Genomic DNA, 25,019 nt, shown 5'->3' on the forward strand with positions numbered 1-25,019 from the left:
CACTCGCCCGCGCCGGCCTGCCGGCCGTACGGACCGAGGGCCGTATCGCCGCGGAGTCCAGCCCCGCGGGACGCGCCGCGCTCACGAGCCTGCCGGCCCGGGCCGCCGAGGCCGCGGGCGCCCCGGCCGACGGGAATTAGTGCCGTACGGCACAGCACCCGCGCTCTTTGCGCCGCCCGCGAGCCGTGTCAGCATGGAAGGGATCCGGGGACGCCGTCAGGGCGCCTCGAGATGACATGAGGGAGCTGTCACCATGACGCAACTTCCGGCTGCCCAGAAGTCCCCCGCGGGCGGCGACGCGAGCACGGACAACCCCAAGGCGCTCTACGGCGGCACCAGCACCCGCCGGGTCACCGTGCGCGACCTGGCCCTCGCCAAGGAGCGGGGCGAGCGGTGGCCCATGCTCACCGCGTACGACGCGATGACCGCGTCCGTCTTCGACGAGGCCGGTATCCCGGTGCTGCTGGTCGGCGACTCGATGGGCAACTGCCACCTCGGCTTCGACAGCACGGTGCCGGTCACGATGGACCACATGACGATGCTGGCCGCGGCGGTCGTCCGCGGTACGAGCCGGGCGCTGGTCGTCGGCGACCTGACCTTCGGGTCGTACCAGGAAGGCGCCGTGCAGGCGCTGCGCAGCGCCACCCGGCTGGTCAAGGAGGCCGGGGTCGGGGCGGTCAAGCTGGAGGGCGGCGAGCGGTCGCTGCCGCAGACCGAGGCCATCGTGCAGGCCGGTATCCCGGTGATGGCGCACCTCGGGCTGACCCCGCAGTCGGTCGGCACGCTGGGCCACCGCGTGCAGGGCCGCGGCGAGGAGGCCGCACAGCAGCTGATCAGGGACGCGAAGGGGGCGCAGAACGCCGGCGCCTTCGCCGTGGTGCTCGAACTGGTGCCGGCCGAGGTGGCGGCCGAGGTCACGCGCTCGCTGCACATCCCGGTGATCGGGATCGGGGCCGGACCCGACACCGACGCGCAGGTGCTGGTGTGGACGGACATGGTCGGCCTGACCGGCGGGAAGGTGCCGCGCTTCACCAAGCAGTACCTGAACCTGCGGCAGACCCTCGGGGACGCGGCCAAGGCCTTCGCGGGCGAGGTCGTCGGCGGCGCCTTCCCGGCCGAGGAGCACACCTTCCACTAGGTCCTGTCACGACACCTCCGGGTTTTTCCGAAGTGCCGTGCGCTCCATTTGAGACAGACCGCCGCCGGATCCGTACGGGTCGGTGAGCGCCTCCCCCGAGGCGGCCACCGACCCGTACGGGAAGCCACCATGTCCTTCACGCTCCACCGCGCCGCGGCGCCGGCGGGCTCCGGCGGCCGCTGATGTCCGGGCCGGCTGCAGGCGAACTCGACCGGGCGCGCCGGGTAGGGCAGGATGCGCCCGTGGACGGACCACCTCTCGGACCTTCGGAGCCCGCCGGCGCGGCCCCGGAGGAAGAGCTGATGCGGGCGCTGTACCGCGAGCACGCGGGCGCGCTCTACGCGTACGTGCTCCGGCTCGTCGCCGGCGACCGGTTCCTGGCCGAGGACATCGTGCAGGAGACGCTGCTGCGGGCCTGGAAGAGCGCGTCCCGGCTGGACCCCGCGGCCAGGTCGCTGCGGCCCTGGCTGATCACGGTCGCCCGGCGGATCGTCATCGACGGCCACCGCAGCCGCCAGGCCCGCCCGCCCGAGACGTCGCCCGCGGCGCTCGACCAGCTGCCGGCCAACGACGAGATGGAGCGCTCGCTGCGGCTGATGACGATCTCGGACGCGCTCCAGGACCTCTCCGAGGCGCACCGGGAGGCGCTGATCGCCACGTACTTCGGCGGCCGTACGGTCAATGAGGCGGCCGAGGAACTGGGGCTGCCGCCCGGGACCGTACGCTCCAGGGTGTTCTACGCGCTGCGCGCCCTGCGGAACGCGCTGGAGGAGAGAGGGGTGACCACCTCATGAACCCGCATATGGACGTGGGCGCCTATCTGCTCGGCGCGCTGGACGACGACGAGATGGAGCGCTTCGAGGCGCACCTGGTCGACTGCGAGCTGTGCGGGAACGAGCTGGACGAGCTGAGCGGTGTCGTGCCGGTGATCGAGGAGCTGCGGGTCGACGGGCTGGGCGTCGCCGAGATGCCCAGCGGCGACGCGATGCTCGACCGGCTGCTGGTACGAGTCTCCGGTGAGCGCCGGGCGGCCCACCGGCGGCGCCGGCTGATCGCGGTCGCCGCCGCCGCGGTGCTCGTCATGGGCGGCTCCACGATCGCCGTACTGGCGGCCAGGGACGGCGGCCGCGGCTCCGCCGCGGCGGCCCAGCGCTTCGGCACCGACCAGCACACCGCCTCCAACCCGGCGACCGGTGTCTCGGCGGTCGTCGCCCTCACCGACCGGGGCTGGGGCAGCGTGGTCGATCTGCGCCTCAGCGGCGTCCGCGGCCCGCTGACCTGTAGCCTTGTCGCTTTCGCGATCGACGGGAACGGCCAGACGGTGGCGACGTGGTCCGTGCCGACCGAGGGCTACGGCACCAATACGCAGCCGGATCCGCTCACCGTCCACGGAGCGGCGGGGCTGCACGCCTCGGCCATCACCCGCTTCGAGGTCCGCACCGAATCCGGCACGCTCCTGCTCACCGTCCCGACCTGACCTCCACGGGGTACGGGGGTCCCGCGGTTCCCCTGACACCGCACCGACACGGCGCGTCGGTGGGATGTCGGCGCCGTGTCGGAGGGACCCGGCATCGTAGGGGGCATGACGACGCGACTGAGTGACAACGGCGGAGGCGCCGCCGTCGAGGTGCGGGGGCTGGTAAAGCACTACGGCCAGACCAAAGCACTCGACGGGGTCGACCTCGATGTACGGCAGGGAACGGTGCTCGGAGTGCTCGGGCCCAACGGTGCCGGGAAGACCACCCTGGTCAGGGTGCTGTCCACACTGATAAAGCCCGACGCGGGCAGCGCACGGGTGGCGGGCTACGACGTGCTGCGGCAGCCCCGGCAGCTGCGGCGGGTGATCGGCCTCACCGGCCAGTACGCCTCGGTGGACGAGAAGCTGTCCGGCCGGGAGAACCTGTACATGATCGGGCGGCTGCTGGACCTGCCGGGCAAGGAGGCCAAGGCCCGGGCGGACGAACTGCTGGAGCGGTTCTCGCTGACCGAGGCGGCCAAGCGGCCCGCGATGCAGTATTCGGGCGGCATGCGCCGCCGCCTCGACCTGGCGGCGAGCATGATCGGGCACCCGTCGGTGCTGTATCTGGACGAGCCGACCACCGGCCTGGACCCGCGCACCCGCAACGAGGTGTGGGAGGAGGTCCAGCGGATGGTCGCCGAGGGCGCCACCGTCCTGCTGACCACGCAGTACATGGAGGAGGCCGAGCAGCTGGCCAGCGAGCTGACGGTGATCGACCGCGGCAAGGTGATCGCCAACGGCCGGGTGGCGGAGCTCAAGGCGAAGGTCGGCGGCCGGACGCTGCAGATCAGCCCGAGCGACCCGGGCCAGCTCGGCGCGATGGCCGCGGCGATCGGCGAGGCGGGCCTCGACGGGATCGCCGGGGTGCAGACCGACCAGGCGTCCGGCACGGTCTCGGTGCCGATCCTCACCGACGCGCAACTGACCGCGGTGGTCGGCCTGCTGGCCGCCCGCGGGTACGGCATCGCGCACATCGGCACCCATCTGCCCAGCCTGGACGAGGTGTTCCTGGCGATCACCGGCAAGAAGGCCGCCGCCGAGCCGGCGGACACCGGCACGGACGCGCACGCGAACGACAAGGAAGAGGTGACGGTATGACCACGGCCACGGCCACGTTCGACCGGCCGGCGGCGGCCGTCGCGGACGACGAGGGCCGGATCGGCCTGCGGGCCAACCTGCGGCACATCGGTGCCCTCGCCCGCCGCAACATGCTCCAGATCAAGCAGGACCCGGAGTCGATGTTCGACGTCCTGCTGATGCCGATCATCTTCACCCTGCTGTTCGTGTACGTCTTCGGCGGCGCGGTGTCCGGCAAGGGCAACCAGCAGGAGTACGTGAACTACGTGGTGCCCGGCCTGATGGCCATGATGGGCATGAACATCGCGATGGCGGTCGGCACCGGCATCAACGACGACTTCAAGAAGGGGGTCATGGACCGGTTCCGTACGATGCCCATCGCACGGTCCTCGGTACTGATCGCCAAGATCGTCGTGGAGCTGGGCCGGATGATGATCGCCACGGTGATCCTGCTGGGCGTGGGCTTCGCGCTCGGCCTGACGATCCACACCGATGTGCTGCACCTGCTCGGCTCCGTCGCCCTGTCGGCCGTCTTCGGCGCCTCACTGATGTGGATCTTCATCCTGCTGGGTCTGACCATGAAAACGCCGCAGGCGGTTCAGGGGGTCGCCATGCTCGTGCTGATGCCGTTGCAGTTCGGCAGCTCGATCTTCGCCAAGCCCACCACGATGCCGGGCTGGCTGGAGGGATTCACCAAGGTCAACCCGCTGTCCAACCTGGCGGACGCGGCCCGCGCCATGATCAACGGCGGCCCTGTCGCCCACTCGGTGTGGATCACGCTGGCCTGGTCGGTGGGCATCACCGCGGTGACCGCGCCGCTGGCGGTGGCCCGCTTCCGCAAGAAGACCTGACGGTCCCCGCCCGCCTCAGTCCACGTCGCGCATCAGGGCGACGGCCTCGTCCACACCGAGGCCGTCGCCTTCGGCGTATCCGGCGGCGTACCCGTCCTCGCCGAGCAGCGCGAGCAACCGGGCCTTGGAGCGGGCCAGTTCGTCCGCCTCGGCGGGCGGGACGGCGGACGGGCGGAGCCGGTCGTGGGCGTTCACCAGGATCGCGGCCCGGTGGGCACGGAGCTCGCCGACGCCGTCGGGGCCGCCCCGCTCGGCCAGCAGCGCCAGCAGTTCGATCGCGCCGGGCGCCAGCAGGATGCCGAGCCGCGGGGTGATCACGCTGGCCAGCGGGTGCTCGGACAGCGTGGCCAGGCCCTCCTGGAGCATGCCGAGGCCCGCTTCGGGCTCGCCGAGTATGCCGATCAGATAGCCCTTCAGACCCAGCAGCATGCCGAGCACGAAGCCGGGCTGCCCGTTGGCCGCGGCGCCCTGCGCCATCGTCTCCTCGACCAGGACCAGCGCCTCGGCGGCCTGCCCGGTGTGGCTGAGCGCGCCGGCGAGCAGGATCTTGCCGTAGAAGGCGGCGCCGTCGTTGTCGGTGCCGAACCGCTCGGCGTCGTTCACCCCCTCCCAGAGCTTGCGCATGCCCTCCTCGACGTGGCCGGCGTTGACCAGGGCGTCGCCCAGACGCACGGTGAGGACCGGTATGCGCTGGTGGGAGCCGATCTTGCGGGCCAGTTCCATGCCCCGGACACAGCACTCGGCCGAGTGGTCCCAGTCGCCCGCGTTGCTCGCGGCCTCGGCCTCCGCCGACAGCGTCTCGGCCGTGCCCCACTCGTCGCCGAGCCGCTCGAAGATCCGGCGGCTCTCACCGATGTCCCGGATCGACTCCGCGAGGCGCTCCGCCACATCGTTGTTGACCTTGGCCCGCAGCTGGAGCGCGAACGCCAGCTCCCAGTCCCTGTGATGGCGCCGGCAGGCCTCCACCGTGTCGCTGACAAGGGCCTGCAACTGATCGAACCTGCCGCTGAAGAAGGCACCGAAGGGGCGCATGATGCCCGGCAGTCGGGCCGCCTGCGGCAGGTGCGGCGGGTAGTTGGCGATCAGCGACTCCCCGGCCCTGGCCAGGGACGGGTCCGTCCACCACTCCGTCTCGCCCTCGGCAGCGGTCAGTTCGATCACCCGCACCCAGCGGCGGGCCTCCAGCAGCCGAGGTCCCGTCAGCGGCGGCGGGTCGTCCAGCGGCCCGCGCTCCACCGGCTCCAGGTCCGGCGGCAGGGTGAAGGGGTCGTCACCCATGGCGGCCACCCGCTTGGGCCAGTAGCGGCGCTCCGAGATGTAGTTGCGCACCTCCCAGAACCAGGCGCAGCCCAGCACCAGCATCAGCGCTTCCTGCTCGTCCCCGGCGTCCACCGCCCGGCGCAGCGCGGCCCGCAGATTCTCGTGCTCGCGCTCCAGCCGGTCGAACCAGACCAGTTGGCCCGCCTGGCGCAGCAACGGGTCAGCGGTGCGGGCGTATTCGCGGAAGTACGTCAGGTGCCGCCGCTCCACCGCGGCCCGCTCCCCCGACTCGTCCAGCCGCTCGGCGGCGTATTCGGAGATCGTCTCCAGCATCCGGTAGCGCTCGCTGTCCGCGGTCAGCTCGGCGAGCACCAGCGACTTGTCGACCAGCGAGGCCAGCAGCGGGGCGGCGTCGGCGGGGCCGATCGGCGGCCGCGGCCCGGCCCCGGCGGGATGCGCCGGCGGCGGGTCGGCGCATATCGCCTCGGCCGCCTCCAGGGTCCAGCCGCCGCGGAAGACCGCCAGCCGCCGCAGCAGAGTCCGCTCGGCCGGGTCGAGCAGGTCCCAGGACCAGTCCACGACGGCCCGCAGGGTCTGCTGGCGGGGCAGCAGCGTACGGCTGCCACCGGTGAGCAGCCGGAAGCGGTCGTCGAGCCGGTCGGCGAGCCCGCGCGGCGACAGGCTGCGCAGCCGGGCCGCGGCCAGCTCGATGGCCAGCGGCAGTCCGTCGAGGCGGTGGCACAGTTCGGCGCAGGCGACCGGGTCGTCGTCCACCGAGAAGCCGGGCCGGGCCGCGGCGCCCCGGTCGGCCAGCAGCCGCAGCGCGGTGGGGTCGGGCAGCGGGTCCAGCGGGCGTACCAACTCCCCCGGTACGCCGAGCGGTTCGCGGCTGGTGGCCAGCACCGCCAGGCCCGGGCAGTTGGCGAGCAGCTGCTCGGCCAGCTTGGCCGCCGCGTCGATCACATGCTCGCAGTTGTCCAGTACGAGCAGTATCTCGCGGGTCGCCAGGTGGTCGGCGAGGCGGCGCACGGGGTCCTTGGCCTTGGTCTCCACCGCGATGGCCGCCTCGGCCGCGCCACCGTGCAGCAGCGTGTCGCGCAGCCCGAGCGAGCTGATCACGGCCTCGGGGAGGGTGCGGGGGTCGCTGACCGGGGCCAGTTCGGCGTACCAGACGCCGTCCGGCCAGCGCCCGGCGACCAGGTCGCCGGCCTCCTGCGACAGCCGGGTCTTGCCGGTGCCGCCGTGTCCGGTGATCGTCACCAGCCGGGCGCGGGACAAGTCGGCTTCCACCGCCGCGAGTTCGGCCTCCCGGCCGACGAAGCTGGTCAACCGGGCACGGGCGTTGCCGCCGGGCCTGCCGGGTGCGCCGCCGCTGCCGGGCCGCAGCGGGGCGGGCGGCTGCGGCGGATCCTGCCGGGGGTTGAGCAACTCGGCGTGCAGCGCGCGCAGTTCCGGGCTCGGGTCGGTGCCGAGTTCGCCGGCCAGGGCCCGGCGCACCACGTCGTACGCCGCCAGGGCGTCGGCCGTGCGGCCCGCCGCGCGCAGCGCGCGGATGTGCAGGGCGTGCAGGGGCTCGTCCAGCGGGTGGTCGGCGGCCAGCTCCGCCAGCTCGGGCAGCACATGTGCCGCCCGGCCGAGGCCCAGCTCCGCCGTCAGCCGCAGCCGCCGGGTGTCCAGCCGCAGGGCCTCGCTTCGTACGGCCGCGGTGCCGCGGTCGGGCAGGTCGGCCAGGGCGGGGCCGCGCCACAGGGCGAGCGCGTCGGCCAGCAGCCCGGCCGCCTTCACCGGGTCGCCGTCGGCCAGCGCCCGCGCGCCCTCGTCGGCGAGCCGCTGGAAACGGTAGAGGTCGATGTCGTCGCGTTCCGCCACGAGCCGGTAGCCGCCCTCGACGGAGCCGACCGCGTCGTGCCCGATGGCCTTGCGCAGCCGTCCGACCAGGGCTTGCAGCGCCCCGGTCGCGCCGGCCGGCGGGTCCCCGTCCCACACCTCGTCGATCAGGACGTCCGCGGTCACCACCCGGCCGGGGCGCAGCGCGAGCGCCGTCAGCAGCGCGCGGAGCCGGCCGCCCGCGAGGGCGACCGGCTCCGCGTCGTCCCGCAGGGCCTGGGTGGTGCCGAGAATCGTGTATCGCACGGGCCCATTCTTACGGAGTTGCCACCGGCCTGCGGCCCGCGCCTCACCTCTCTCCCGGGGCGCCGCCCTCCCGACCCGCGATGGGCAGGCCTCGCCCTGCGGGAGGGGGCGCCCCGCAGGGGCGCGGGGAACGGCGCGAGCAGCCCGCCACTCGCACCGCCCCAAGGGGCGCGGGTCGCCACCGGCCCAAAGGGGCAGACCGGTCCGCCCCGGACCACCGCCCGGTGGACGGCTGAGCGCGCAGTTCCCCGCGCCCCTGATGGGCACCCCCTTGCCGAAGGGAACCGCACACCCCCACGCCTGGGGAAGGCGCACTCCGGGCACAAGGGCAACCGCACCACCCCGTGCCCGGGTAANTGGGCACCCCCTTGCCGAAGGGAACCGCACACCCCCACGCCTGGGGAAGGCGCACTCCGGGCACAAGGGCAACCGCACCACCCCGTGCCCGGGTAAAGCGGACCGGCGACGCAGCGGCACCCCCTTCACGGCCGCGCCAGCGAGATGGCGAGGTCATGGGATGATCGGGCGCCCGGGGCGCGCCATTGGCACCCCACGACCGCCGGAAGCTGGAGCACTCCATGAGCGTGACGCCGATTCGCCAAGCCCGCCGCGGCGGTGAGCGCATCAGCCCCGTCTTCCTCGGCATCGCGGCGGTCATGGCCGTGTCCGGCTGGGCGGTGTGGACCGGCTTCGCCTCGGACGCCGGCTTCGCGGTCTTCCTGTTCGTCGTGTCCGGCTGGGTCGTCTCGCTGTGCCTGCACGAGTACGCCCATGCCCGTACCGCCCTGCACAGCGGCGACATCACCATCGGCGACAAGGGCTACCTCACCCTCAACCCGCTGAAGTACACCAACGCCGCGCTCTCCGTCGTCCTCCCGGTGATCTTCGTGATCATGGGCGGTATCGGCCTGCCCGGCGGCGCCGTCTTCATCGAGCGGGGCCGCATCCACGGCCGGTGGCGGCACAGCCTCATCTCGGCCGCGGGCCCGCTGACGAACGTGCTGTTCGCCGTCGCGCTGATGCTGCCCTTCACCCTGCACGTGGACAGCTGGCCGCCGACTTTCCTGTCCGCCCTGGGCTTCCTGGCGTTCCTCCAGGTCAGCGCGGCCTTCCTGAACCTGCTGCCGATCCCGGGCCTGGACGGCTACGGCATCTGGGAGCCCTGGCTCCCGTACAGCTTCCGCCGCCAGGTGGAGCCCTTCGCGCCCTTCGGGCTGATCGCCACCTTCGGGGTGCTGTACATCCCCTCGGTCAACGAGAAGTTCTTCGACGGCGTCTACCACGTGATGGGCTGGTTCAACGTGCCGGACGAGTTCGCGAACTACGGCTACTGGCTCTTCCGCTTCTGGAGCCACTGACCCCGCGGCCGGCGGGCCGGTCGCGTCACGCGGCGGCGCGGGCCTCCGCCTTGGCCTTGCGGCGGTAGAACCACCACATGTTGCTGGACGCGCCCGCGAGCAGCACCCACACCACGCCGAGCCAGTTGCCGTTCACGAAGGACACGACGGCGGCGGTGACGGCGAGTACGCACACGACGAGTGCGTAGAGGGCGAGGCGGGGCATGGGGTGGACGGCTCCTGTCCTGACACGTACGGGCTGCGTACGCCCATTGTCCCCCATGGCCCGCGGTGGGGAGGCGGGCGGCCCGCGGAGCCGGTTGACTGGACGCGGCAGCGCCACCCCCGTCGGGAGAGGACGTCCTGTGGACACCACCATGCACGCGGTACGCGGTCACCGCCGCGGCGGTCCCGACGTATTGGCGTACGAGGTCGCACCGCGCCCGGTGCCGGGGGACGGCGACGTCCTGGTCGAGGTGCGGTCGGCGTCGATCACCGCGGGCGAGCTGGACTGGGACGCCACCTGGACCGACAGCCTCGCGCCCGGCGGCGCGTCCCGGCTGCCGGTGATCCCGGCGAAGCAGGTGGCGGGGGTGGTGGTCGCGGTGGGCCCGGACGCCGACGGTCCCGGCGTGGGCGACGAGGTCTTCGGGCTGATCCCCTTCACCCGGGACGGCGCCGCCGCGGAATTCACCGCGGTGCCGGCCGCGGTGCTCGCCGCGAAACCGCCGGGGCTCGGCTTCGACGAGGCCGCCGCCCTGAGCCTGGCGGGGCTGACCGCCTGGCAGGGCCTGGTACGGCACGGCGGCCTGCGGAGCGGTCAGCGGGTCCTGGTCCACGGTGCCGCGGGCGGCGTCGGGTCGCTCGCCGTACAGGTCGCGGCGGCGCTCGGCGCGGAAGTGATCGGCACGGCGGGAGCGCGGCACCTGGACTTCGTACGCGGACTGGGCGCCGAGCGGGTCATCGACCACCGGGCGGAACGCTTCGAGGACCTGGTCGACGAGGTGGACATCGTCTTCGACGCGGTCGGCGGTGAGGTGCAGCGGCGCTCGTGGGGGGTGCTGCGGGACAGCGGGGTGCTGGTGAGCATCGTCTCCCCGCCGCATCCGGACGCCGCCGTCCCTCGCGGGGTCTTCTTCGTCGTGGAGCCGGACCGTGCCGGGCTGACCGAGCTGTCCCGCCTGGTCGAGGCGGGGCGGCTGCGCGTGCCGGTCGATCAGGTGGTGCCGCTGTCCACGGCGTCTGCGGCGTACGCCGCGCTTGAGCGTCGGGGCCGACGCGGCAAACTCGTCCTCCGCGTCGCCTGATCCCGCCCTGGGGGCCGGCCTCCTACGCCGAACGGGCCGCGGGCCCAAAGGGGCGCGGGGGACTGCGCCACCAGCCCGCCACCGGAGGCGCGGGTCGCCACCGGACGAAAAGGGTCTCTTCGGTCCGTCCCGGACCACCGGCCGGCGGTGGGTTGCGCGCGCCGTTCCCCGCACCCCTGGGTGGGCACCGCCTGGCGCAGAGGTACCCCCCAGGCCCGGCCAGCGGGAGGGCACCCCCTTGCCGAAAGGGAGCCGCACCACCCCCGCGCCCGGGGAAAGCGCGCCGGCCGACGCAGGCGGCACCCTGGACGGGTCAGAGGTCGGTCAGGCGGAGGCCCGCGTGGGATTTGTAGCGGCGGTTGACCGAGATGAGGTTGGCCACGAGGGACTCGACCTGGTGGGCGTTACGCAGGCGGCCTGCGAAAACGCCGCGCATGCCGGGAATGCGGCCGGCCAGCGCCTGGACGACCTCCGCGTCGGCGCGGGATTCGCCGAGCACCATCACGTCGGTGTCGATCTCCTCGATCTCCGGGTTCTGCAGCAGCACCGCCGAGAGGTGGTGGAACGCGGCCGTGACCCGGGAGTCGGGCAGCAGCGCCGCGGCCTGCTGGGCCGCGCTGCCCTCGTCGGGCGTCAGCGCGTACGCCCCCTGCTTGTCGAAACCGAGCGGGTTGACGCAGTCCACGACGAGCTTGCCGGCCAGCTCCTCGCGCAGCGACTCCAGGGTCTTGGCGTGGCCCTCCCACGGCACCGCGACGATCACCACGTCGCTGCGCCGCGCGCACTCCGCGTTGTCGGCGCCCTCGACACCGTGCCCCAGCTCCGCGGCGGCGGACTGCGCGCGCTCCGCGTTGCGCGAGCCGATGATCACCTGCTGGCCGGCCCTGGCCAGCCGGTAGGCCAGGCCCCGGCCCTGGTCGCCGGTGCCGCCGAGGACTCCGACCACCAGGCCGGACACGTCGGGCAGCTGCCAGGGGTCCTTGGCCGGGGCTTTGGCGGGAGGCGCGGTCCTGCTGTCGTCAGCGTGAGTCATGACGGCGATCCTGCCAGGTGCGGGGCGCCGCGAGGCCGGGTGCCCCGCCCGGGGTGGCGGGGATCACCCGGCGGGGTGCGGGCGGCAGCGGGCCCGGGCGCAAGCGGCGTGACCGCCGAGGCCGCCGCGGGCGTACCGTCAGGCGGGCGGCGCCGGACGCAGCTCCATCGTGCAGCACTTGACGCTGCCGCCGGCCTTGTGGAATTCCGACATGTCCACGCCGACCGGCGCGTAACCGCGTTCCCGCAGCGGGGCGAAGAGTCCCGTCGCCTCGCGCGGCAGCAGCACGTTCAGGCCGTCGCTGACGGCGTTGAGGCCGAAGACGGCCGCGTCCTCCGCGGTGGCGAGCACCGCGCCGGGGAAGAGCCGGGCGAGCACGGCCTGCGAGCCGGGCGAGAAGGCGCCGGGGTAGTACATGATCTCGTCGGCGGTCTCGTCGAGCACGGCCAGCGCGGTGTCCAGGTGGTAATACCGCGGGTCGGTCAGTTCCAGGCTGATCACCGGCCGCCCGAAGAACTCCTGTGCCTCGTCGTGCGCGAGCGGGCTGCTGCGGAAGCCCTGCCCGGCCAGCAGCCAGGACGAGGTGACGGCGAAGTCGCCCTCGGCCTCGTTGACGTGCTCCGGCTCCCGTACGTCCGCGAAGTCGGCCGCGCGGGCCAGGAACCACGCGAGGTGCGCAGGGGCCTCGGCGGCCCGCTCCGGGTTGGCGAACCGCGCGCCCAGCACCCGTCCGTCGACCACGGTGGCGCCGTTCGCCGCGAAGACCATGTCGGGCAGTCCCTCGACCGGGTCGAGCAGCTCGACGGTGTGGCCGAGCGAGCGGTAGCGGTCGCGCAGGTCTTCCCACTGGAAGAGCGCGAGCACCGGGTCCACCGGTTTGTCCGGGTCCATCCACGGGTTGATGGAGTACGCCACACGGAAGTGCGCCGGGGGACACATCAGATACCGGCGGGGTGTCGCAGTGCGCAAAGAGGGCTCCTCGTGGTGGTGAGTGTGCCTGGGGTGCACGGGGGGCGGTCCCCCGCCGAACGGTCGGCCCGGCCGGGAACGTACTACCAGGATTGTGCGCCCGATCGCCGTATTCGGCGCCGGACTTCACGCAGAAGTAACTGCGCACCGCAGTTAGTGCGGCCGTGCTCCCGGCCGGCGCTCGGTCAGCGCTCGGGGAGCACGAGCGGGAGACCGGTGCGGGGGTGCGGGAACACCTCCACCGGATGGCGGTGGACCGCGCTGAGCAGGTCCGCCGTCAGCACGTCCGCCGGCGGGCCGTCCGCCGCAATGCGGCCGTCGGCGAGCACCGCCACCCGGTCGGCGTGTGCGGCGGCGAGCCCGAGGTCGTGCAGGACGACCACGACCGCGCGCCCGCGGCCGGCCTGCCCCCGGCAGATCCGCAGCACCGGCTCCCGGTGGTGCAGATCCAGCGCGGCGGTGGGTTCGTCGAGCCGCAGCAGACCGCCCGCTGGGCCAGTACCCGGGCCAGCGCCACCCGGGCGCGCTCGCCGCCGGACAGCGCGGGGAAGGGCCGGTCGGCGAAGCCGGCCGTCTCGGTGGCCGCCATCGCCTCGGCCACCGCGGGCTCGTCCTCGTCGGCGAGCGCGGCGCCCGCCCAGGGCGCCCGCCCCATCCGTACGACGTCGCCCGCGGTGAAGGGGAAGGCCAGCGGCGCGGACTGCGGCAGGACGGCCCGGCGCAGGGCGAGTTGCCGCGCCGACCGGTCGCCGGCCGGCGCCCCGCCGACCAGGACGCCGCCGCCCGCGGCGGGCACGTCCCCGGCCAGGGCGCCGAGCAGGGTGGACTTGCCCGCGCCGTTCGGGCCGACCAGGGCGAGCACCTGGCCCGCGGCCACGTCGAGGCCGACGCCGCCGAGCACCGGCCGGGACCCGAGCCGTACCCGCAGGCCGTCGGCGCGGGCCAGCACGTCGCCGGCGCGCGGCGGCGCGGGGAGCACGGTACGGCCGGGGCGCCTCATGCCCAACCCCCTGCCGGTTGCGGGTCCTGCGCAGCAGCCAGAAGAAGAACGGGCTGCCGACCAGCGCGGTCAGTACGCCGAGCGGCAGTTCCGCGGGCGCGGCCAGCGCACGGGCGGCGGCACCCTCGCGGCCACGGGCGCCGGCCTGCCGTCCGGCACGCTGCCCGGCGCCGCGGGCGCCCTGGTGCCCGCGGGCGCCGGGGTGACCGTGACAGCCGCACGCCGCCGCTCCTGACCCGCGTCCGGCAGCACGAGCGCCGGGCGGACCACTGTGGTCCGCCCGGCGCTCGCGGGTGGTTGTCGGGGCGGCGTTCGCGGGCTGGAGTCCGGTCGGCCTTCGCGGTACGGCGTCCGGTCGGCGTCATCGGGCGCGGGGGGGGGGGGGGGGGGGGGGGGGGGGGGGGGGGGGGGGGGGGGGGGGGGGGGGGGGGGGGGGGGGGNCCCCCCCCCCCCCCCCCCCCCCCCCCCCCCCCCCCCCCCCCCCCCCCCCCCGCCAAAGGTCAGGCGCTGCGCGGGAAGGCCTCGCCCAGGTCGGTGAAGACCGCGCTGTTCAGCGCGAACGCGTTCCTGCACTCCTCGACGACCCGCTGCCGCTCCAGGTCGTCCACCGCGAGCCCGTCAAGCAGCAGCCGGTAGTCCCGCTTGAAGGCGGCCGGGTTGGCGATGTCCTCGAAGACGTAGAAGCGGACGCCGTCGCCCTTGTGCGTGAGGTCCCAGGTCTTCTCGGCTATTCCGCGGATCACCTGCCCGCCGGACAGGTCGCCCAGATAGCGGGTGTAGTGGTGGGCGACATAGCCGGCCGGCCACTCGGCCGCGGTCTCGGCGATCCGGGCGGCGTAGCGGGCGGTGGCGGGCAGCGGCGAGGCCCGCTCCTGCCAGTCCCCGCCGAGCAGATGCCCGAGGTCGCGCTCCAGGGCGGCCAGCCTGAACAGTTCCGGCCGGATGAAGGGTCCGGCCACCGGATCGCCCGCGAGGCCCGCCGCGCCCTCCTCCAGCGCCCGGTAGACGAACCACAGCTGCTCCGTGTAGCGGGCGTACGCGGCGACGCCGAGCCCCCCGCCGAGCAGGTCGGCCATGAAGGAGGAGTTCTCCGCCTCGGTGTGCTGCTGCCGGCTCGCGTCGCGGATGACGGCGGAGAAGGGTTGCGCGGGCATGGGGCCTCCGGTTTCGGGCGGGCGGACCGGCTGGTGCCGCCGGCTCGATCCTGACAAGTTAGGTATACCTAAGTCAATGCCTTCCCGACAGGCTGTCGGGAAATTCTCTCCGGGAACACTTCCACCCCGGGTGGGTGTTCATTCCCGGCAAGAGGGAGGATGTCCTCCACCACCCGCGTAGCGTTGACACTGCGGGACGGGGGCGAGGGAAGGAGCTCGATGGCAGGCAAGAGCAGGTTGTCCGAGTGGGTGCGCCGCCGTACGGAGGGCAATTCGGGTGCCCCCCGGGCAGCGGAGCCGGACCTGCGCCGAGACCCTCTGGTCAGAGCTGCCGCCACCGCCGGCTTCCCGGTCGCGCCCGCCGCGCACCCCGCCAACTTCGGCTGTTCCTGTGAGCGCATCGGCTGTCCGATTCCGGCCGTCCACCCGGTGTCGCTGGCCTGGCAGACCCAGGCGAGCACCGAGCAGGACAAGGTCGACCACTGGCTGCGCACCGACCCGGTGGCCAACTTCGTGACCGCCACCGGCATCGCGCACGACGTCCTGGACGTCCCGGCGGAGGCCGGCCGGCTCGCCATCGAGCGGCTGATCGCCGACGGCGCCACCCTCGGCCCGGTCGCCGCCCGCGCCGACCGGCTGCTGTTCTTCACCGAGACCCGCGGCAATCCCGCCGACGAGGACGAGTGGTGGCCCTGCGAGCTGGACTGCCACCCCGAGACCGCCGACGAGCACCCCGGTATCCGCTGGCACTCCCGCGGCAGCTACGTGCTCCTGCCGCCGTCCCGGCTCCCCTCGGGCCTGACTGTCGAGTGGCTGCCCCAGCACGGCCCCGACCTGCCGCTCCAGGACCCGCTCCCGGTGCTGGACGTCCTCGCCGACGCCTGCGCCCAGTTCGCCTACGAGCCCGAGCGCGTACCGGCCACCTGGCTGCGCTGACCGGCGGCGGGGGTAGGGCTCACTCGCCCCTGGCGGACACCAGACCGACGACGCGGCTGAGGAAGACGGCCCGGCCGCTGCCGCCGGCCGGCGGGACGGTGACCGCCTCGTCGGCGAGGTGGCTCAGGGTGACCGAGGTCCGCGGGGTGCCCGTCATGAGGGCCTTGGTGTCGGCATCGATCGCCAGCTTGTAGCCGGCCCGGAAGGTCGCCCTCGACTGGTGGTGCGACGCGAAGAACACCAGCGCGCCGCCGTCCGCCGTCCGCAGCGCGACCGGCGTGAAGTCACCGCCCGCGGCGGGCTGGTCGGCGTACTGGGTGACCGAATTCGCGTTCTGGGCGTGGGCGCTACGGCCGCTGCGCAACTGCGAGGTGGCCGGTCCCGCCGCGAAGACGGTGCCCGCGTCGCTGCCGCCCAGATAGGTGGCGTAGTCCGCGCTCAGCTGCCCGGGCTGCACGAGCAGGTCGGTCCCCGCCAGGCCGAGCACGACGGCGTAACCGTCCTTGTCCCGGGCGAATTTCGGTACGTCCGCGGTGGCGACCGACGCGACGTACACCGCCTTCCACGGCTGCCCGGCGGCGGACCGCCGGAAGACCAGCAGCCAACGCGCCCCGGTGGCGCGGTTGGTGGCGGTGTCGGCCACGAAATACTTCGGCCAGCCGACCTGCCGGGGTATCAGGTACCGCGGGTCGGAGAAGGCCAGCGGGCGGAAGCCGGCGTTGCCGTCCGGGTGGTTGGCGTGCTTGGCGCGCAGCCCGGCCTCGTCGGTGGTGCCGAGCGCGCCCGACTCGACCGCGCCGATGCCGCCGGCGTCGTAGACCTTGCCCACCCGGTTGTTGACCGCGGCGAAGTTCGCCAGCACCCGCGCGGCCTCGTCCTCGCGCACCGACGGTACGTTCGCGCGCTCGCCGTGCACCGTCACGCACCCGGCCAGCGGCAGCACCAGCGCGATGACGGCGGCCCCGAGGCACAACCTGCGGCGGTTCATGGCGCGTGGGCTCCTCAACGACTCATCCGCACGATCGCCGCCACCCTACCCGCCGCGCACCGGCCCCTACGGCAGGGTCAGGATCTCCGCACCGTCCGCGGTGACGACCAGCGTGTGCTCGAACTGCGCTGTCCGCTTGCGGTCCTTGGTCACGACCGTCCAGCCGTCGTCCCACACCTCGTACTCGTGGGTGCCCAGCGTCAGCATCGGCTCGATCGTGAAGGTCATGCCCGGCTGCATCACGGTGGTCGCCCGCGGGTCGTCGTAGTGCGGGATGATCAGACCGGAGTGGAAGGACGTGTTGATGCCGTGCCCGGTGAAGTCCCGCACCACTCCGTAGCCGAAGCGCTTCGCGTACGACTCGATGACCCGGCCGATCACGTTGATCTGCCGCCCGGGCCGCACCGTCTTGATGGCCCGCGCCAGCGACTCCCGGGTGCGCTCCACCAGCAGCCGCGACTCCTCGGCGACGTCGCCGACGTAGTAGGTGGCGTTGCAGTCGCCGTGCACCCCGTGGATGTACGCGGTCACGTCCAGATTCACGATGTCGCCGTCGCGCAGGACCGTCGAATCGGGGATGCCGTGGCAGATCACCTCGTTGAGCGAGGTGCACAGCGACTTCGGGAAGCCGCGGTAGCCCAGGTCCGACGGGTAGGCGCCGTGCCCGGTCATGTACTCGTGCGCGATCCGGTCCAGCTCGTCCGTGGTCACCCCGGGCGCGACGGCCTTGGCCGCCTCCTCCATCGCCTGCGCCGCGATCCGCGACGCGATCCGCATCCGGTCCACCGTCTCCGCGTCCTGGACCTCCGGACCGGTGTACGGCGTCGGCCCCGGCTTCCCCACGTATTCGGGGCGCGGGATCGAGGCGGGCACCTGCCGGGTGGGCGAGAGTTTTCCGGGGACGAGCAGCGACTGGTCAGACATGCCGACGAGTGTATCCGCGCACGATCGGGCAGGCTGGCCGCATGGGGCTCCGCCCGGGGCCAGGACAGGAGAGACAGATGGCACTCTTCCGCGAGAAGAAGCCGGCCGGCAAGCCGGGCGAGTGGTTCTACTGCATCGAGCACAAGCGGGCCGAGGAGGGCCCGGACTGCCCGTCCAAGAACCGCTTCGGCCCGTACCCGTCCCGGGCGGAGGCGGAACACGCGATGCAGCGGGCCGCTGAGCGCAATCTCGAATGGGACACGGATCCCCGGTGGGACGACAAGTCCTGAACATGCGGGCCGCGGTCCTACCGCCCCCGCCCGCGGTGGGTGCGTGCCTGCCCTCCGCCGCAGAGGGTGCCCCCCGGGGGCGCGGGGAACTGCGCGCGCAACCCACCATCAGCGTCGCGTGACGACGGACCGCACCACCCCGGGGGCGCGGGGAACCGCGCGAACAGCCGTCGACCAGCGGCACGTCGCCACCGGCAAAGGGGCTGTTGCTGTCGCGTCCGGACCACCGGCCGGTGGCGGCCGGGCGCGCAGTTCTCCGCGCCCCTGAGGGGGCACCCTCTGCCGTAGAGGGCACCCCGGGGAGAAAGCAGCGCCTAAAGTGCGGGGATGGCGTATGACGCAGTCGTCGTGGGCGGCGGGCACAACGGACTCGTGGCAGCGGCTTACCTGGCCCGGGCAGGGCGCCGCGTCCTGGTGGTGGAGCGGCTCGGCGCGGTCGGCGGCGCCGCGGTGTCGAGCCGGGCGTTCAACGGGCTGGACGCCCGCCTCTCCCGGTATTCGTACCTGGTCAGCCTCCTGCCCAGGAAAATCGTGGACGACCTCGGCCTGGACTTCGCGGTCCGGCGCCGCCGGATCTCCTCGTACACCCCGTACGGCGGCACCGGGCTGCTGGTCGACGCGCAGGACGCGGCCAGGACCCGTGCGGGTTTCGCGCGGCTGACCGGGGGCGACCGGGAGTACGAGGCCTGGGAGCGCTTCTACGCGATGACGCGCCGGGTGGCGGAAGCCGTTTTCCCGACGCTCACCGGGCCGCTGCCCAGCCGGGCCGAGCTGGAGCGCAGGGTCGGCGACCCGGACACCTGGTCCGCGCTGTTCGAGCGGCCGCTCGGCGAGGCCGTCGAAGCGGCCTTCACCGACGACACCGTGCGCGGCATCGTGCTGACGGACGCCCTGATCGGCACGTTCACCCACGCTCACGACCCGTCGCTGCGGCAGAACCGCTGCTTCCTCTACCACGTGATCGGCGGCGGCACCGGCGACTGGGACGTGCCGGTGGGCGGCATGGGCGCGTTCACCGACGCGCTGGCCGCCGCCGCACGCGCGGCCGGCGCGGAGATCGTCACCGGCACCGAGGTCACCGCGATCGAGGCCGACGGCGTACGCGCGGCGCTGACCTTCGCGGACGGCCGTACCGTCGAGGCGCGGGACGTCCTGGTGAACGCCTCCCCGTACACCCTGGCGGGCCTGCTCGGCGAGCAGCGGCCGGTGCCCGCGCCCGAGGGCGCCCAGCTCAAGGTGAACATGCTGCTGCGCCGGCTGCCGCGGCTGCGGGACACCTCGGTCGACCCGCGCGAGGCCTTCGCCGGGACCTTCCACATCGCCGAGGGCTACAGCGCGCTCCAGACGGCGTACGAGCAGGCCGCGGCCGGGCGGGTGCCGGACGCGCCGCCGTCGGAGATCTACTGCCACAGCCTGACCGACCCGTCGATCCTGTCCCCCGAACTCGCCGGGCAGGGCACGCACACGCTGACGCTGTTCGGGCTGCACGCACCCGCGCGGCTCTTCGCGGCCGACCCGGCGGGCACGAAGGACGCGCTGCTGCGGGCCACCCTGGCGCAACTGGACGCGGTGCTCGCCGAGCCGCTGGCGGACTGCCTGGCCCTGGACGCGGACGGCCGGCCGTGCATCGAGGCGAAGTCGCCGCTGGACCTGGAGCGCGAGGTGGGGCTGCCCGGCGGGCACATCTTCCACCGCGACCTGTCGTGGCCCTACGCGGAGGAGGGCGCGGCGGACGCCATGGGGAGGTGGGGCGTCGGCACCCCTTATGCCAACGTCTACGTGTGCGGCGCCGGCGCGGTCCGCGGCGGCGGGGTCAGCGGTGTCCCTGGGCACAACGCGGCGATGGCGGTACTGGAGAAGGCACGATGAAGCAGCACAGGACCACGGCGGTAGCCCGGCGCGCGATCGGCCGCCAGTGGCGGCGCGGCGGCCGGTGGCACACCCTGGAGGGCGGCGCGGAGGGTGTGCCCGAGCAGCGGCGCTGCACCGCAGACGTGGTGGTGGACTGCGCGGTCTACGAGGACGGCTGCCGGGCGGCGTCGCTGCCGCCGCAGCAGGCGCTGGACGAGGCGCGCAAGCGCGGCGGCTTCGCGTGGATCGGACTGCACCAGCCGGAGGCCGAGCACCTGGCGGAGATCGCCGAGGTCTTCGGGCTGCACCCGCTGGCGGTCGAGGACGCGGTGCAGGCGCATCAGCGGCCGAAACTGGAGCGGTACGGCGACACGCTCTTCCTGGTGCTCAAGACGATCGTCTTCGTGGAGCACGAGCGGCTCACCGCGACGAGCGAGGTCGTGGACACCGGCGAGCTGATGATCTTCCTGGGGCCCGACTTCGTGGTCGTGGTGCGGCACGGCAGCGCACCGGGCCTCTCCCGGGTGCGCAAGGCGCTGGAGGCCCGCCCCGACATGCTCAGGCACGGCCCCGCGGCCGTGCTGCACGCGATCACCGACCAGGTCACCGACGACTACCTCGACGTCGCGGACGCGGTCGAACTCGACGTGGACACCCTGGAGGCCGACGTCTTCTCCGCCGCCCATGGCGACGACGCCGAACGGATCTACCAGCTCAAGCGGGAGCTGATCGAGTTCAAGCACGCCGTCTACCCGATGGCCCGCCCCCTGGACCGGCTGACCGAGGGCGCGGACGGGCTGATCGGCGCGGAGATGCGGCGCTACTTCCGTGACGTGTCCGACCACCTGTCGCACGTCAAGGAACGGCTGCTGGCGTACAGCGAACTGGTGGACGGGCTGCTGGCGGCGAATCTCAGCCAGCTCGCCGTGCAGCAGAACGTGGACATGCGGCGGATCAGTGCCGCCGCGGCGATTCTGGCGATCCCGACGATGATCGCCGGCTTCTACGGGATGAACTTCGACCACATGCCGGAGCTGCGGTGGTCGTTCGGCTACCCCCTGATGCTGGGCGTCACAGCCACCCTGTCCGCCCTCGTCTACCGCGCCTTCCGCCGCTACGGCTGGCTCTGACGACGGCCCCTCTGCCCGAGGAGGGCGCGCCCCTCCCCAGGGCACGGGGGTTCTGGGGTACCCCTTCCGCAAGGGGGTACCCCTCAGGGGCGCGGGCACCTGTGCGAACGACCACCCACCGGCCGGTGGTCCGGAGCGAACCGAACGGCCTCTTTCGGCCGGTGGCGACGTGCACCCCGTCGACGGCAGCCGCGCAGTTCCCCGCGCCCCTGTAAGGCGCCGCCTTACGCGGCAAGCGCCCCCGCCCCGCACCAGCGGGAGACGTTACGCGGGGTCAGCCGGGGGCCAGGCGTTACCCCAGTCGGTGTCGCGCGCGGCACGGTACGTGGAACCGTGCCGCTTGCTCACCGCCGTACGCTCCAGCGCCGCCGGCACCCGGCAGAGGTCCAGCAGGACCAGCCCCTTGCGGATCTGCGGGTGCCTGACCACCCGCGCCCCCGCCGGGGCCGCCGGAAAGCGTGCGGCGGCCACGTAGCTGAACTTCTCGTCCTCGTAGGGCAGTACCGCCCCCTTGACCTGCCGGTGCAGCGCGGTGCGCTGCACCCGCGCCGCGAAGTGGCACCAGTCGTCGCCGGTGACCGGGCAGCGCCCGTCGTGCGGGCAGGGCGCGAGGACGTGCAGCCCGGCGGCGATGAGGCGGTCGCGCGCGTCGATGACGCGCGCGTACCCCTCGGGGGTGCCGGGCTCGACCACGACGACCGCGCCCCCCGCGGCCTCGGCGGCGGCGGTGACCAGGGACTCCCTGGCGGCGGCGGTGAGTTCGCCGAGCACGTAGGAGACGGTGACCAGATCGGTCCGCGGCAGCGGGGCGGCGGCGCCGAGCGGCTGCCTGGTCCACTCGGCGTCGCGTACTGCCGCGGAGTCCGCGGCCTTCGCCAGGGTGGCGCCGAGGGTCAGCGCGGGCTGCGACCAGTCGAGCACGGTGCTGTGGTGCGCGGCGTCCCGCCAGGCGTCGGCCACCGCCCAGGTGGCCGCCCCGGTCCCGCCGCCGAGGTCGAGGTGTGTGCGCGGGGTCCAGTCGCCGGACTGCAAGCGGAATGCGCCGAGTGCCGCCCGGACCGCGGCATACGTGGCCGGCATGCGGTATGCGGCATAGGCGGCGACATCCGCCGCGTCGCGCAGGATCGGGGCCGCTGTAGGGGTCGCGCCGCGATAGTTCTCGATCAGCCGGTCGACGTGTGCGGACGCTCTGCTCGGGGCGGTGGACTGCAGTTCGTCGGCGAGAGCCGCGCGCAGATCGGCGGGGAGGGGCACGGTAGGCACAAGCCCCAACTGTAGTGGGCTTTCACAGTGGTAACGGCGGCCTTACACTGTGTGGTCATCCGTGCGCCATAGCGACGTTAACTCGGTCATAACATCGGCTCGAATATACGTAAACCACAGCGGAAGGATGGCTCGTTGGCCTAGCGTTCGCTGGTACCACGGAATGCCGCCACTTGGGGAAGTGGAAGGGCGTCGAAGGTCGCGAGGTGCCAGGGGGGTACATGCGGCGTGTCGAAGCACAGTCGGCCATACCAGTGATACCCGTAGCAGGTGAGCGGAGAACAGGTCGAAGCACACATCCGCCCGGATTCGGAGCACAGGGACCTCAGGGCCCGGCCGCAGGAGCGCTCGACGCGCCCCTGCCGCTGACGTATGCCGAGCGGCGTACGCGGCGGGCCGGGCGGAGTACGGCGGGACGGCACGGCGGGCAGCGCGCCTACGGCCACAAGGCCGACTGGTTCCTGCCGGTCGCGCTGGCCGCCGACGCGGTGGGCGCGGGTGTGCCCACCGCGGTGGTACTGCACGCGGGCGCGCAGCCGCACCCGCTGCTGTGCGGGCTGGCCGCCGCCGTGGCGTGGCCCGCGGTGCGGGCGGCGCGGCGGCGCTATGCGGCGGGCGCGCTCGGCGAGAGCCGCGGCAGCAGGCCGGTGCTCGGCGACTGGCTGGTCCTGCTCGGTGTGCTGGCGGTGCTGCGGACGGCGTTCGGCGAGACCGTCCCGGCGTCGTTCGCGCTCGCCGGGCTGGTCTGGGCGCCGCTGCTGACGGCGGTCTGCCGCAAGGTCACCTATCACCGGTTGATCGCCGCCCGCCGTGAGGCGCAGGCGGTGCGCCGGGTGCTGGTGATCGGCGAACCGGGCGCCGCCGACCACGTGGTGGGGCATCTGGCGGCCAGGACCGAGCACGCGTACGTGGTCGTCGGAGTGGTCCCGGTCGGCGGCGCGAAGCTGGAGTGCGGGGCGCCGGTGACCGAACGGCTCGGCGTCCTGGACCCGGCCGGGCCGCGGGACGACGCGGTGGTCGTCCTGCGGGCGGCCCGTGAGCACAGCGCGGAAATGGTGCTGGTGGCGCCAGGGGCGCGGCTGTCGGCCGAGCGGCTGCGCCGGCTGTCGTGGTGCCTGCACGACGAGGGGCTGCCGGTGGCGCTGCTGCCGGGCCTGGTCGATGTCCAGGTGCGCCGGGTCAGCCTCGACGCGCCCGCCGGGCTGGTGGTGCTGCACATCGCGCCGCCGGTCACCCGCGGGGTGCAGGTCGGCCTGAAAGCGGCGTTCGACAGGATCGGCGCGGCGTTCGGACTGCTGCTGCTGGCGCCGCTGTTCTGTGTGGTGGCGGCGACGATAAGGATCACCTCGCCGGGTCCCGCCTTCCACCGGCAGGTGCGCTGCGGCCAGCACCGTACGCCGTTCACCATGTGGAAGTTCCGCACGATGGTGGCGGACGCGGAGGCCCGCAAGGCGGAGTTGGAGCGTACGGGCGCGAACGAGCACGACGGGCTGATGTTCAAGATGCGCCGGGACCCGCGGGTGACCGCGGTGGGCCGGCTGCTGCGGCGCTGCTCGCTGGACGAACTGCCGCAGCTGGTCAATGTGCTGCGCGGCGAGATGTCACTGGTCGGCCCGCGCCCGCCGCTGCCGGAGGAGGTCGACCGGTACGACGAGGTGGCGCTGCGGCGGCTCGCGGTCAAGCCGGGCATCACCGGCCTGTGGCAGGTCAGCGGGCGCTCGGACCTGTCATGGGACGAGACGCTGGCGCTCGACCTGCGCTATGTGGACAACTGGTCGCTGGCCGGCGACCTGGAGGTCATGTCCCGCACCCTGCGGGCCGTGCTCGACGGCCGCGGGGCGTACTAGTGCGCGACCACCGTCTCGTCCGCGCCCGGGTCCGGCTCAGACCCGGTGGCCGGGGCCGAACCTTCGGCCCCGGCCTGCGCCCGCCACTGCCCGTAGACGGCGGCGATGCCGTCGCGCAGGGTGATCCGCGGCTGCCAGCCGAGCGCCGACAGCCGGGAGATGTCGAGCAGTTTGCGCGGGGTGCCGTCGGGCTTGCCGGTGTCCCAGCCGATCCGGCCGCGGTAGCCGACAACGTCCCTGACGGTTTCGGCGAGTTCGCGGATGGTCAGGTCCTCGCCGCAGCCGACGTTGACCGGCTCGTCGGCGTCGTAGTCGCGCAGCAGCAGTGTGCAGGCGGCGGCGAGGTCGTCCACGTGCAGGAATTCGCGGCGCGGGGTGCCGCTGCCCCACAGCGTCAGCTCGGGCGCCCCGTCCCGTTCGGCCTCGTGGAAGCGGCGGATCAGCGCGGGCAGGACGTGCGAGGTCGCCAGGTCGAAGTTGTCGCCGGGGCCGTAGAGGTTGGTCGGCATCGCCGAGATGTACGCGGCGCCGTACTGCCGGCGGTAGGACTGCACCTGGACGATCCCGGCGATCTTCGCCAGCGCGTACGCCTCGTTGGTCGGTTCCAGCGGGCCGGTCAGCAGCGCGTCCTCGCGGATCGGCTGCGGGGCGAACTTCGGGTAGATGCACGACGAGCCGAGGAACAGCAGCCGCCGCACCCCGGCCGCGTGGGCGCCGGCGATGACGCTCAGCTGGATCCGCAGGTTGTCCTCCAGGAACTGCACGGGGTAGGTCGAGTTGGCCATGATCCCCCCGACCCTGGCGGCGGCCAGCACCACCGCGTCCGGGCGGGTCTCGTCCAGCCAGGCGGCGGTGGCCGCCGCGTCGCGCAGGTCGAGTTCGGCCCGGGTGCGGGCCAGTACGTGATGGCCCTCGGCGGTGAGGCGGCGGACCACCGCCGAGCCGACGAGGCCGCGGTGGCCCGCGACGAAGATCCGCGCGCCATCCGGCAGTAGTTCTGTCATGAACAGCA

Annotated in this window: 21 protein-coding genes and 2 pseudogenes; 13 read left to right on the forward strand and 10 right to left on the reverse strand. The window is 73.6% G+C overall.

Annotated features, from left to right (window positions below; translation table 11 throughout):
- Positions 1–253 precede the first annotated feature (253 nt).
- The 5 genes and pseudogenes from panB (at position 254) to V7E46_RS10325 (ending at position 4,585) form a co-directional block, all read left to right on the forward strand.
- The gene (gene panB, locus V7E46_RS10305; RefSeq protein ID WP_329179506.1) at positions 254–1,138 is read left to right on the forward strand and encodes a 3-methyl-2-oxobutanoate hydroxymethyltransferase; all 885 of its coding nucleotides are present in this window, start codon (positions 254–256) and stop codon (positions 1,136–1,138) included.
- 302 nt (positions 1,139–1,440) lie between these two features.
- Positions 1,441–1,932, forward strand: a complete 492-nt coding sequence (locus V7E46_RS10310; RefSeq protein WP_443054110.1) for a sigma-70 family RNA polymerase sigma factor — start codon at positions 1,441–1,443, stop codon at positions 1,930–1,932.
- The gene (locus V7E46_RS10315; RefSeq protein WP_333768130.1) at positions 1,929–2,615 is read left to right on the forward strand and encodes an anti-sigma factor family protein; all 687 of its coding nucleotides are present in this window, start codon (positions 1,929–1,931) and stop codon (positions 2,613–2,615) included. Before V7E46_RS10310 ends, V7E46_RS10315 begins: the two co-directional genes overlap by 4 nt.
- Positions 2,616–2,819: 204 nt before the next feature.
- A pseudogene (locus tag V7E46_RS10320) lies at positions 2,820–3,755 on the forward strand (ATP-binding cassette domain-containing protein); the annotation flags it as partial.
- Positions 3,752–4,585: an ABC transporter permease gene (locus V7E46_RS10325; protein WP_333768132.1), complete on the forward strand. Its 834-nt coding sequence runs from the start codon at positions 3,752–3,754 to the stop codon at positions 4,583–4,585. The pseudogene V7E46_RS10320 and the gene V7E46_RS10325, both read left to right, overlap by 4 nt.
- A gap of 15 nt (positions 4,586–4,600) precedes the next feature.
- Here the strand turns inward: V7E46_RS10325 and V7E46_RS10330 are convergent, their stop codons facing one another.
- A complete protein-coding gene (locus V7E46_RS10330) occupies positions 4,601–7,978 on the reverse strand; it encodes an AfsR/SARP family transcriptional regulator (RefSeq protein WP_333768133.1) in 3,378 nt (1,125 codons plus the stop codon).
- A gap of 578 nt (positions 7,979–8,556) precedes the next feature.
- Here V7E46_RS10330 and V7E46_RS10335 point away from each other — a divergent pair.
- A complete protein-coding gene (locus V7E46_RS10335) occupies positions 8,557–9,336 on the forward strand; it encodes a site-2 protease family protein (protein ID WP_333768134.1) in 780 nt (259 codons plus the stop codon).
- 25 nt (positions 9,337–9,361) lie between these two features.
- Here V7E46_RS10335 and V7E46_RS10340 read toward each other — a convergent pair whose 3' ends face one another.
- Complete coding sequence (locus V7E46_RS10340; RefSeq protein WP_329179493.1) at positions 9,362–9,541, reverse strand: hypothetical protein; 180 nt, start codon at positions 9,539–9,541, stop codon at positions 9,362–9,364.
- A gap of 139 nt (positions 9,542–9,680) precedes the next feature.
- Between V7E46_RS10340 and V7E46_RS10345 the strand changes: the two genes are divergently transcribed.
- Positions 9,681–10,622, forward strand: a complete 942-nt coding sequence (locus V7E46_RS10345; protein WP_333768135.1) for an NADP-dependent oxidoreductase — start codon at positions 9,681–9,683, stop codon at positions 10,620–10,622.
- Positions 10,623–10,935: 313 nt separating this feature from the next.
- Here V7E46_RS10345 and npdG read toward each other — a convergent pair whose 3' ends face one another.
- The 3 genes and pseudogenes from npdG to V7E46_RS10360 all read right to left on the reverse strand — a co-directional run bounded on the left by npdG (position 10,936) and on the right by V7E46_RS10360 (position 13,624).
- Positions 10,936–11,655, reverse strand: a complete 720-nt coding sequence (gene npdG, locus V7E46_RS10350; protein ID WP_329179489.1) for an NADPH-dependent F420 reductase — start codon at positions 11,653–11,655, stop codon at positions 10,936–10,938.
- Between the two features lie 138 nt (positions 11,656–11,793).
- Entirely contained in the window at positions 11,794–12,663 is an 870-nt protein-coding gene (gene ddaH, locus V7E46_RS10355) for a dimethylargininase (protein WP_333768136.1), read from the reverse strand.
- A 146-nt stretch (positions 12,664–12,809) separates the two neighbouring features.
- Positions 12,810–13,624, reverse strand: a pseudogene (locus V7E46_RS10360) (heme ABC transporter ATP-binding protein).
- Here V7E46_RS10360 and V7E46_RS10365 point away from each other — a divergent pair.
- Complete coding sequence (locus tag V7E46_RS10365; RefSeq protein ID WP_333768137.1) at positions 13,623–13,859, forward strand: hypothetical protein; 237 nt, start codon at positions 13,623–13,625, stop codon at positions 13,857–13,859. The pseudogene V7E46_RS10360 and the gene V7E46_RS10365 sit on opposite strands and share 2 nt — an antisense overlap.
- Before the next feature lie 265 nt (positions 13,860–14,124).
- Here V7E46_RS10365 and V7E46_RS10370 read toward each other — a convergent pair whose 3' ends face one another.
- Positions 14,125–14,778, reverse strand: coding sequence for a biliverdin-producing heme oxygenase (locus V7E46_RS10370; protein WP_333768138.1), 654 nt, complete (start codon positions 14,776–14,778; stop codon positions 14,125–14,127).
- Positions 14,779–14,997: 219 nt separating this feature from the next.
- On the opposite strand from V7E46_RS10370, the gene V7E46_RS10375 reads away from it, so the two are divergent.
- Positions 14,998–15,714: a bifunctional DNA primase/polymerase gene (locus tag V7E46_RS10375; RefSeq protein ID WP_333768139.1), complete on the forward strand. Its 717-nt coding sequence runs from the start codon at positions 14,998–15,000 to the stop codon at positions 15,712–15,714.
- Positions 15,715–15,733: 19 nt separating this feature from the next.
- Here V7E46_RS10375 and V7E46_RS10380 read toward each other — a convergent pair whose 3' ends face one another.
- Together V7E46_RS10380 and map are read right to left on the reverse strand one after the other, a co-directional pair.
- The gene (locus V7E46_RS10380; protein ID WP_333768140.1) at positions 15,734–16,702 is read right to left on the reverse strand and encodes a hypothetical protein; all 969 of its coding nucleotides are present in this window, start codon (positions 16,700–16,702) and stop codon (positions 15,734–15,736) included.
- A gap of 66 nt (positions 16,703–16,768) precedes the next feature.
- Positions 16,769–17,626: a type I methionyl aminopeptidase gene (gene map, locus V7E46_RS10385; RefSeq protein WP_333768141.1), complete on the reverse strand. Its 858-nt coding sequence runs from the start codon at positions 17,624–17,626 to the stop codon at positions 16,769–16,771.
- Positions 17,627–17,703: 77 nt separating this feature from the next.
- Between map and V7E46_RS10390 the strand changes: the two genes are divergently transcribed.
- From V7E46_RS10390 to corA, 3 genes are all read left to right on the forward strand, one after another.
- Positions 17,704–17,916 (forward strand): hypothetical protein, encoded by a 213-nt coding sequence (locus V7E46_RS10390; protein ID WP_329179472.1) that lies wholly within the window; start codon positions 17,704–17,706, stop codon positions 17,914–17,916.
- A gap of 327 nt (positions 17,917–18,243) precedes the next feature.
- The gene (locus V7E46_RS10395) at positions 18,244–19,785 is read left to right on the forward strand and encodes a phytoene desaturase family protein (protein WP_333768142.1); all 1,542 of its coding nucleotides are present in this window, start codon (positions 18,244–18,246) and stop codon (positions 19,783–19,785) included.
- Positions 19,782–20,897 carry a magnesium/cobalt transporter CorA gene (corA, locus tag V7E46_RS10400; protein ID WP_329179470.1) on the forward strand — a complete coding sequence of 372 codons (1,116 nt, stop codon included), beginning with the start codon at positions 19,782–19,784 and terminating at the stop codon, positions 20,895–20,897. The genes V7E46_RS10395 and corA overlap by 4 nt, the downstream gene beginning before the upstream one ends.
- A gap of 264 nt (positions 20,898–21,161) precedes the next feature.
- Here the strand turns inward: corA and V7E46_RS10405 are convergent, their stop codons facing one another.
- Entirely contained in the window at positions 21,162–22,160 is a 999-nt protein-coding gene (locus V7E46_RS10405) for a small ribosomal subunit Rsm22 family protein (RefSeq protein WP_443054107.1), read from the reverse strand.
- A gap of 488 nt (positions 22,161–22,648) precedes the next feature.
- Here V7E46_RS10405 and V7E46_RS10410 point away from each other — a divergent pair, with 488 nt between their 5' ends.
- Positions 22,649–24,007, forward strand: a complete 1,359-nt coding sequence (locus tag V7E46_RS10410; protein ID WP_333768152.1) for a sugar transferase — start codon at positions 22,649–22,651, stop codon at positions 24,005–24,007.
- Here V7E46_RS10410 and V7E46_RS10415 read toward each other — a convergent pair.
- Positions 24,004–25,011 carry a GDP-L-fucose synthase family protein gene (locus V7E46_RS10415; protein WP_443054108.1) on the reverse strand — a complete coding sequence of 336 codons (1,008 nt, stop codon included), beginning with the start codon at positions 25,009–25,011 and terminating at the stop codon, positions 24,004–24,006. The two genes, V7E46_RS10410 and V7E46_RS10415, sit on opposite strands and share 4 nt — an antisense overlap.
- Positions 25,012–25,019: the final 8 nt, after the last annotated feature.

It is taken from the genome of Streptomyces sp. IBSBF 2435 (assembly GCF_036815005.1).
Lineage (GTDB): Bacteria > Actinomycetota > Actinomycetes > Streptomycetales > Streptomycetaceae > Actinacidiphila.

What these genes read in the sequence shown, in the direction of transcription:
- V7E46_RS10325 (WP_333768132.1), top strand. Translation starts at nt 3,752, where the DNA reads ATGACCACGGCCACGGCCACGTTCGACCGGCCGGCGGCGGCCGTCGCG.
- V7E46_RS10335 (WP_333768134.1), top strand. Translation starts at nt 8,557, where the DNA reads ATGAGCGTGACGCCGATTCGCCAAGCCCGCCGCGGCGGTGAGCGCATC.
- V7E46_RS10415 (WP_443054108.1), bottom strand. Translation starts at nt 25,011, where the DNA reads ATGACAGAACTACTGCCGGATGGCGCGCGGATCTTCGTCGCGGGCCAC.
- V7E46_RS10370 (WP_333768138.1), bottom strand. Translation starts at nt 14,778, where the DNA reads ATGCCCGCGCAACCCTTCTCCGCCGTCATCCGCGACGCGAGCCGGCAG.
- V7E46_RS10375 (WP_333768139.1), top strand. Translation starts at nt 14,998, where the DNA reads ATGGCAGGCAAGAGCAGGTTGTCCGAGTGGGTGCGCCGCCGTACGGAG.
- V7E46_RS10395 (WP_333768142.1), top strand. Translation starts at nt 18,244, where the DNA reads ATGGCGTATGACGCAGTCGTCGTGGGCGGCGGGCACAACGGACTCGTG.
- V7E46_RS10310 (WP_443054110.1), top strand. Translation starts at nt 1,441, where the DNA reads ATGCGGGCGCTGTACCGCGAGCACGCGGGCGCGCTCTACGCGTACGTG.
- corA (WP_329179470.1), top strand. Translation starts at nt 19,782, where the DNA reads ATGAAGCAGCACAGGACCACGGCGGTAGCCCGGCGCGCGATCGGCCGC.
- V7E46_RS10390 (WP_329179472.1), top strand. Translation starts at nt 17,704, where the DNA reads ATGGCACTCTTCCGCGAGAAGAAGCCGGCCGGCAAGCCGGGCGAGTGG.
- panB (WP_329179506.1), top strand. Translation starts at nt 254, where the DNA reads ATGACGCAACTTCCGGCTGCCCAGAAGTCCCCCGCGGGCGGCGACGCG.
- V7E46_RS10380 (WP_333768140.1), bottom strand. Translation starts at nt 16,702, where the DNA reads ATGAACCGCCGCAGGTTGTGCCTCGGGGCCGCCGTCATCGCGCTGGTG.
- V7E46_RS10315 (WP_333768130.1), top strand. Translation starts at nt 1,929, where the DNA reads ATGAACCCGCATATGGACGTGGGCGCCTATCTGCTCGGCGCGCTGGAC.
- map (WP_333768141.1), bottom strand. Translation starts at nt 17,626, where the DNA reads ATGTCTGACCAGTCGCTGCTCGTCCCCGGAAAACTCTCGCCCACCCGG.
- npdG (WP_329179489.1), bottom strand. Translation starts at nt 11,655, where the DNA reads ATGACTCACGCTGACGACAGCAGGACCGCGCCTCCCGCCAAAGCCCCG.
- V7E46_RS10340 (WP_329179493.1), bottom strand. Translation starts at nt 9,541, where the DNA reads ATGCCCCGCCTCGCCCTCTACGCACTCGTCGTGTGCGTACTCGCCGTC.
- V7E46_RS10365 (WP_333768137.1), top strand. Translation starts at nt 13,623, where the DNA reads ATGCCCAACCCCCTGCCGGTTGCGGGTCCTGCGCAGCAGCCAGAAGAA.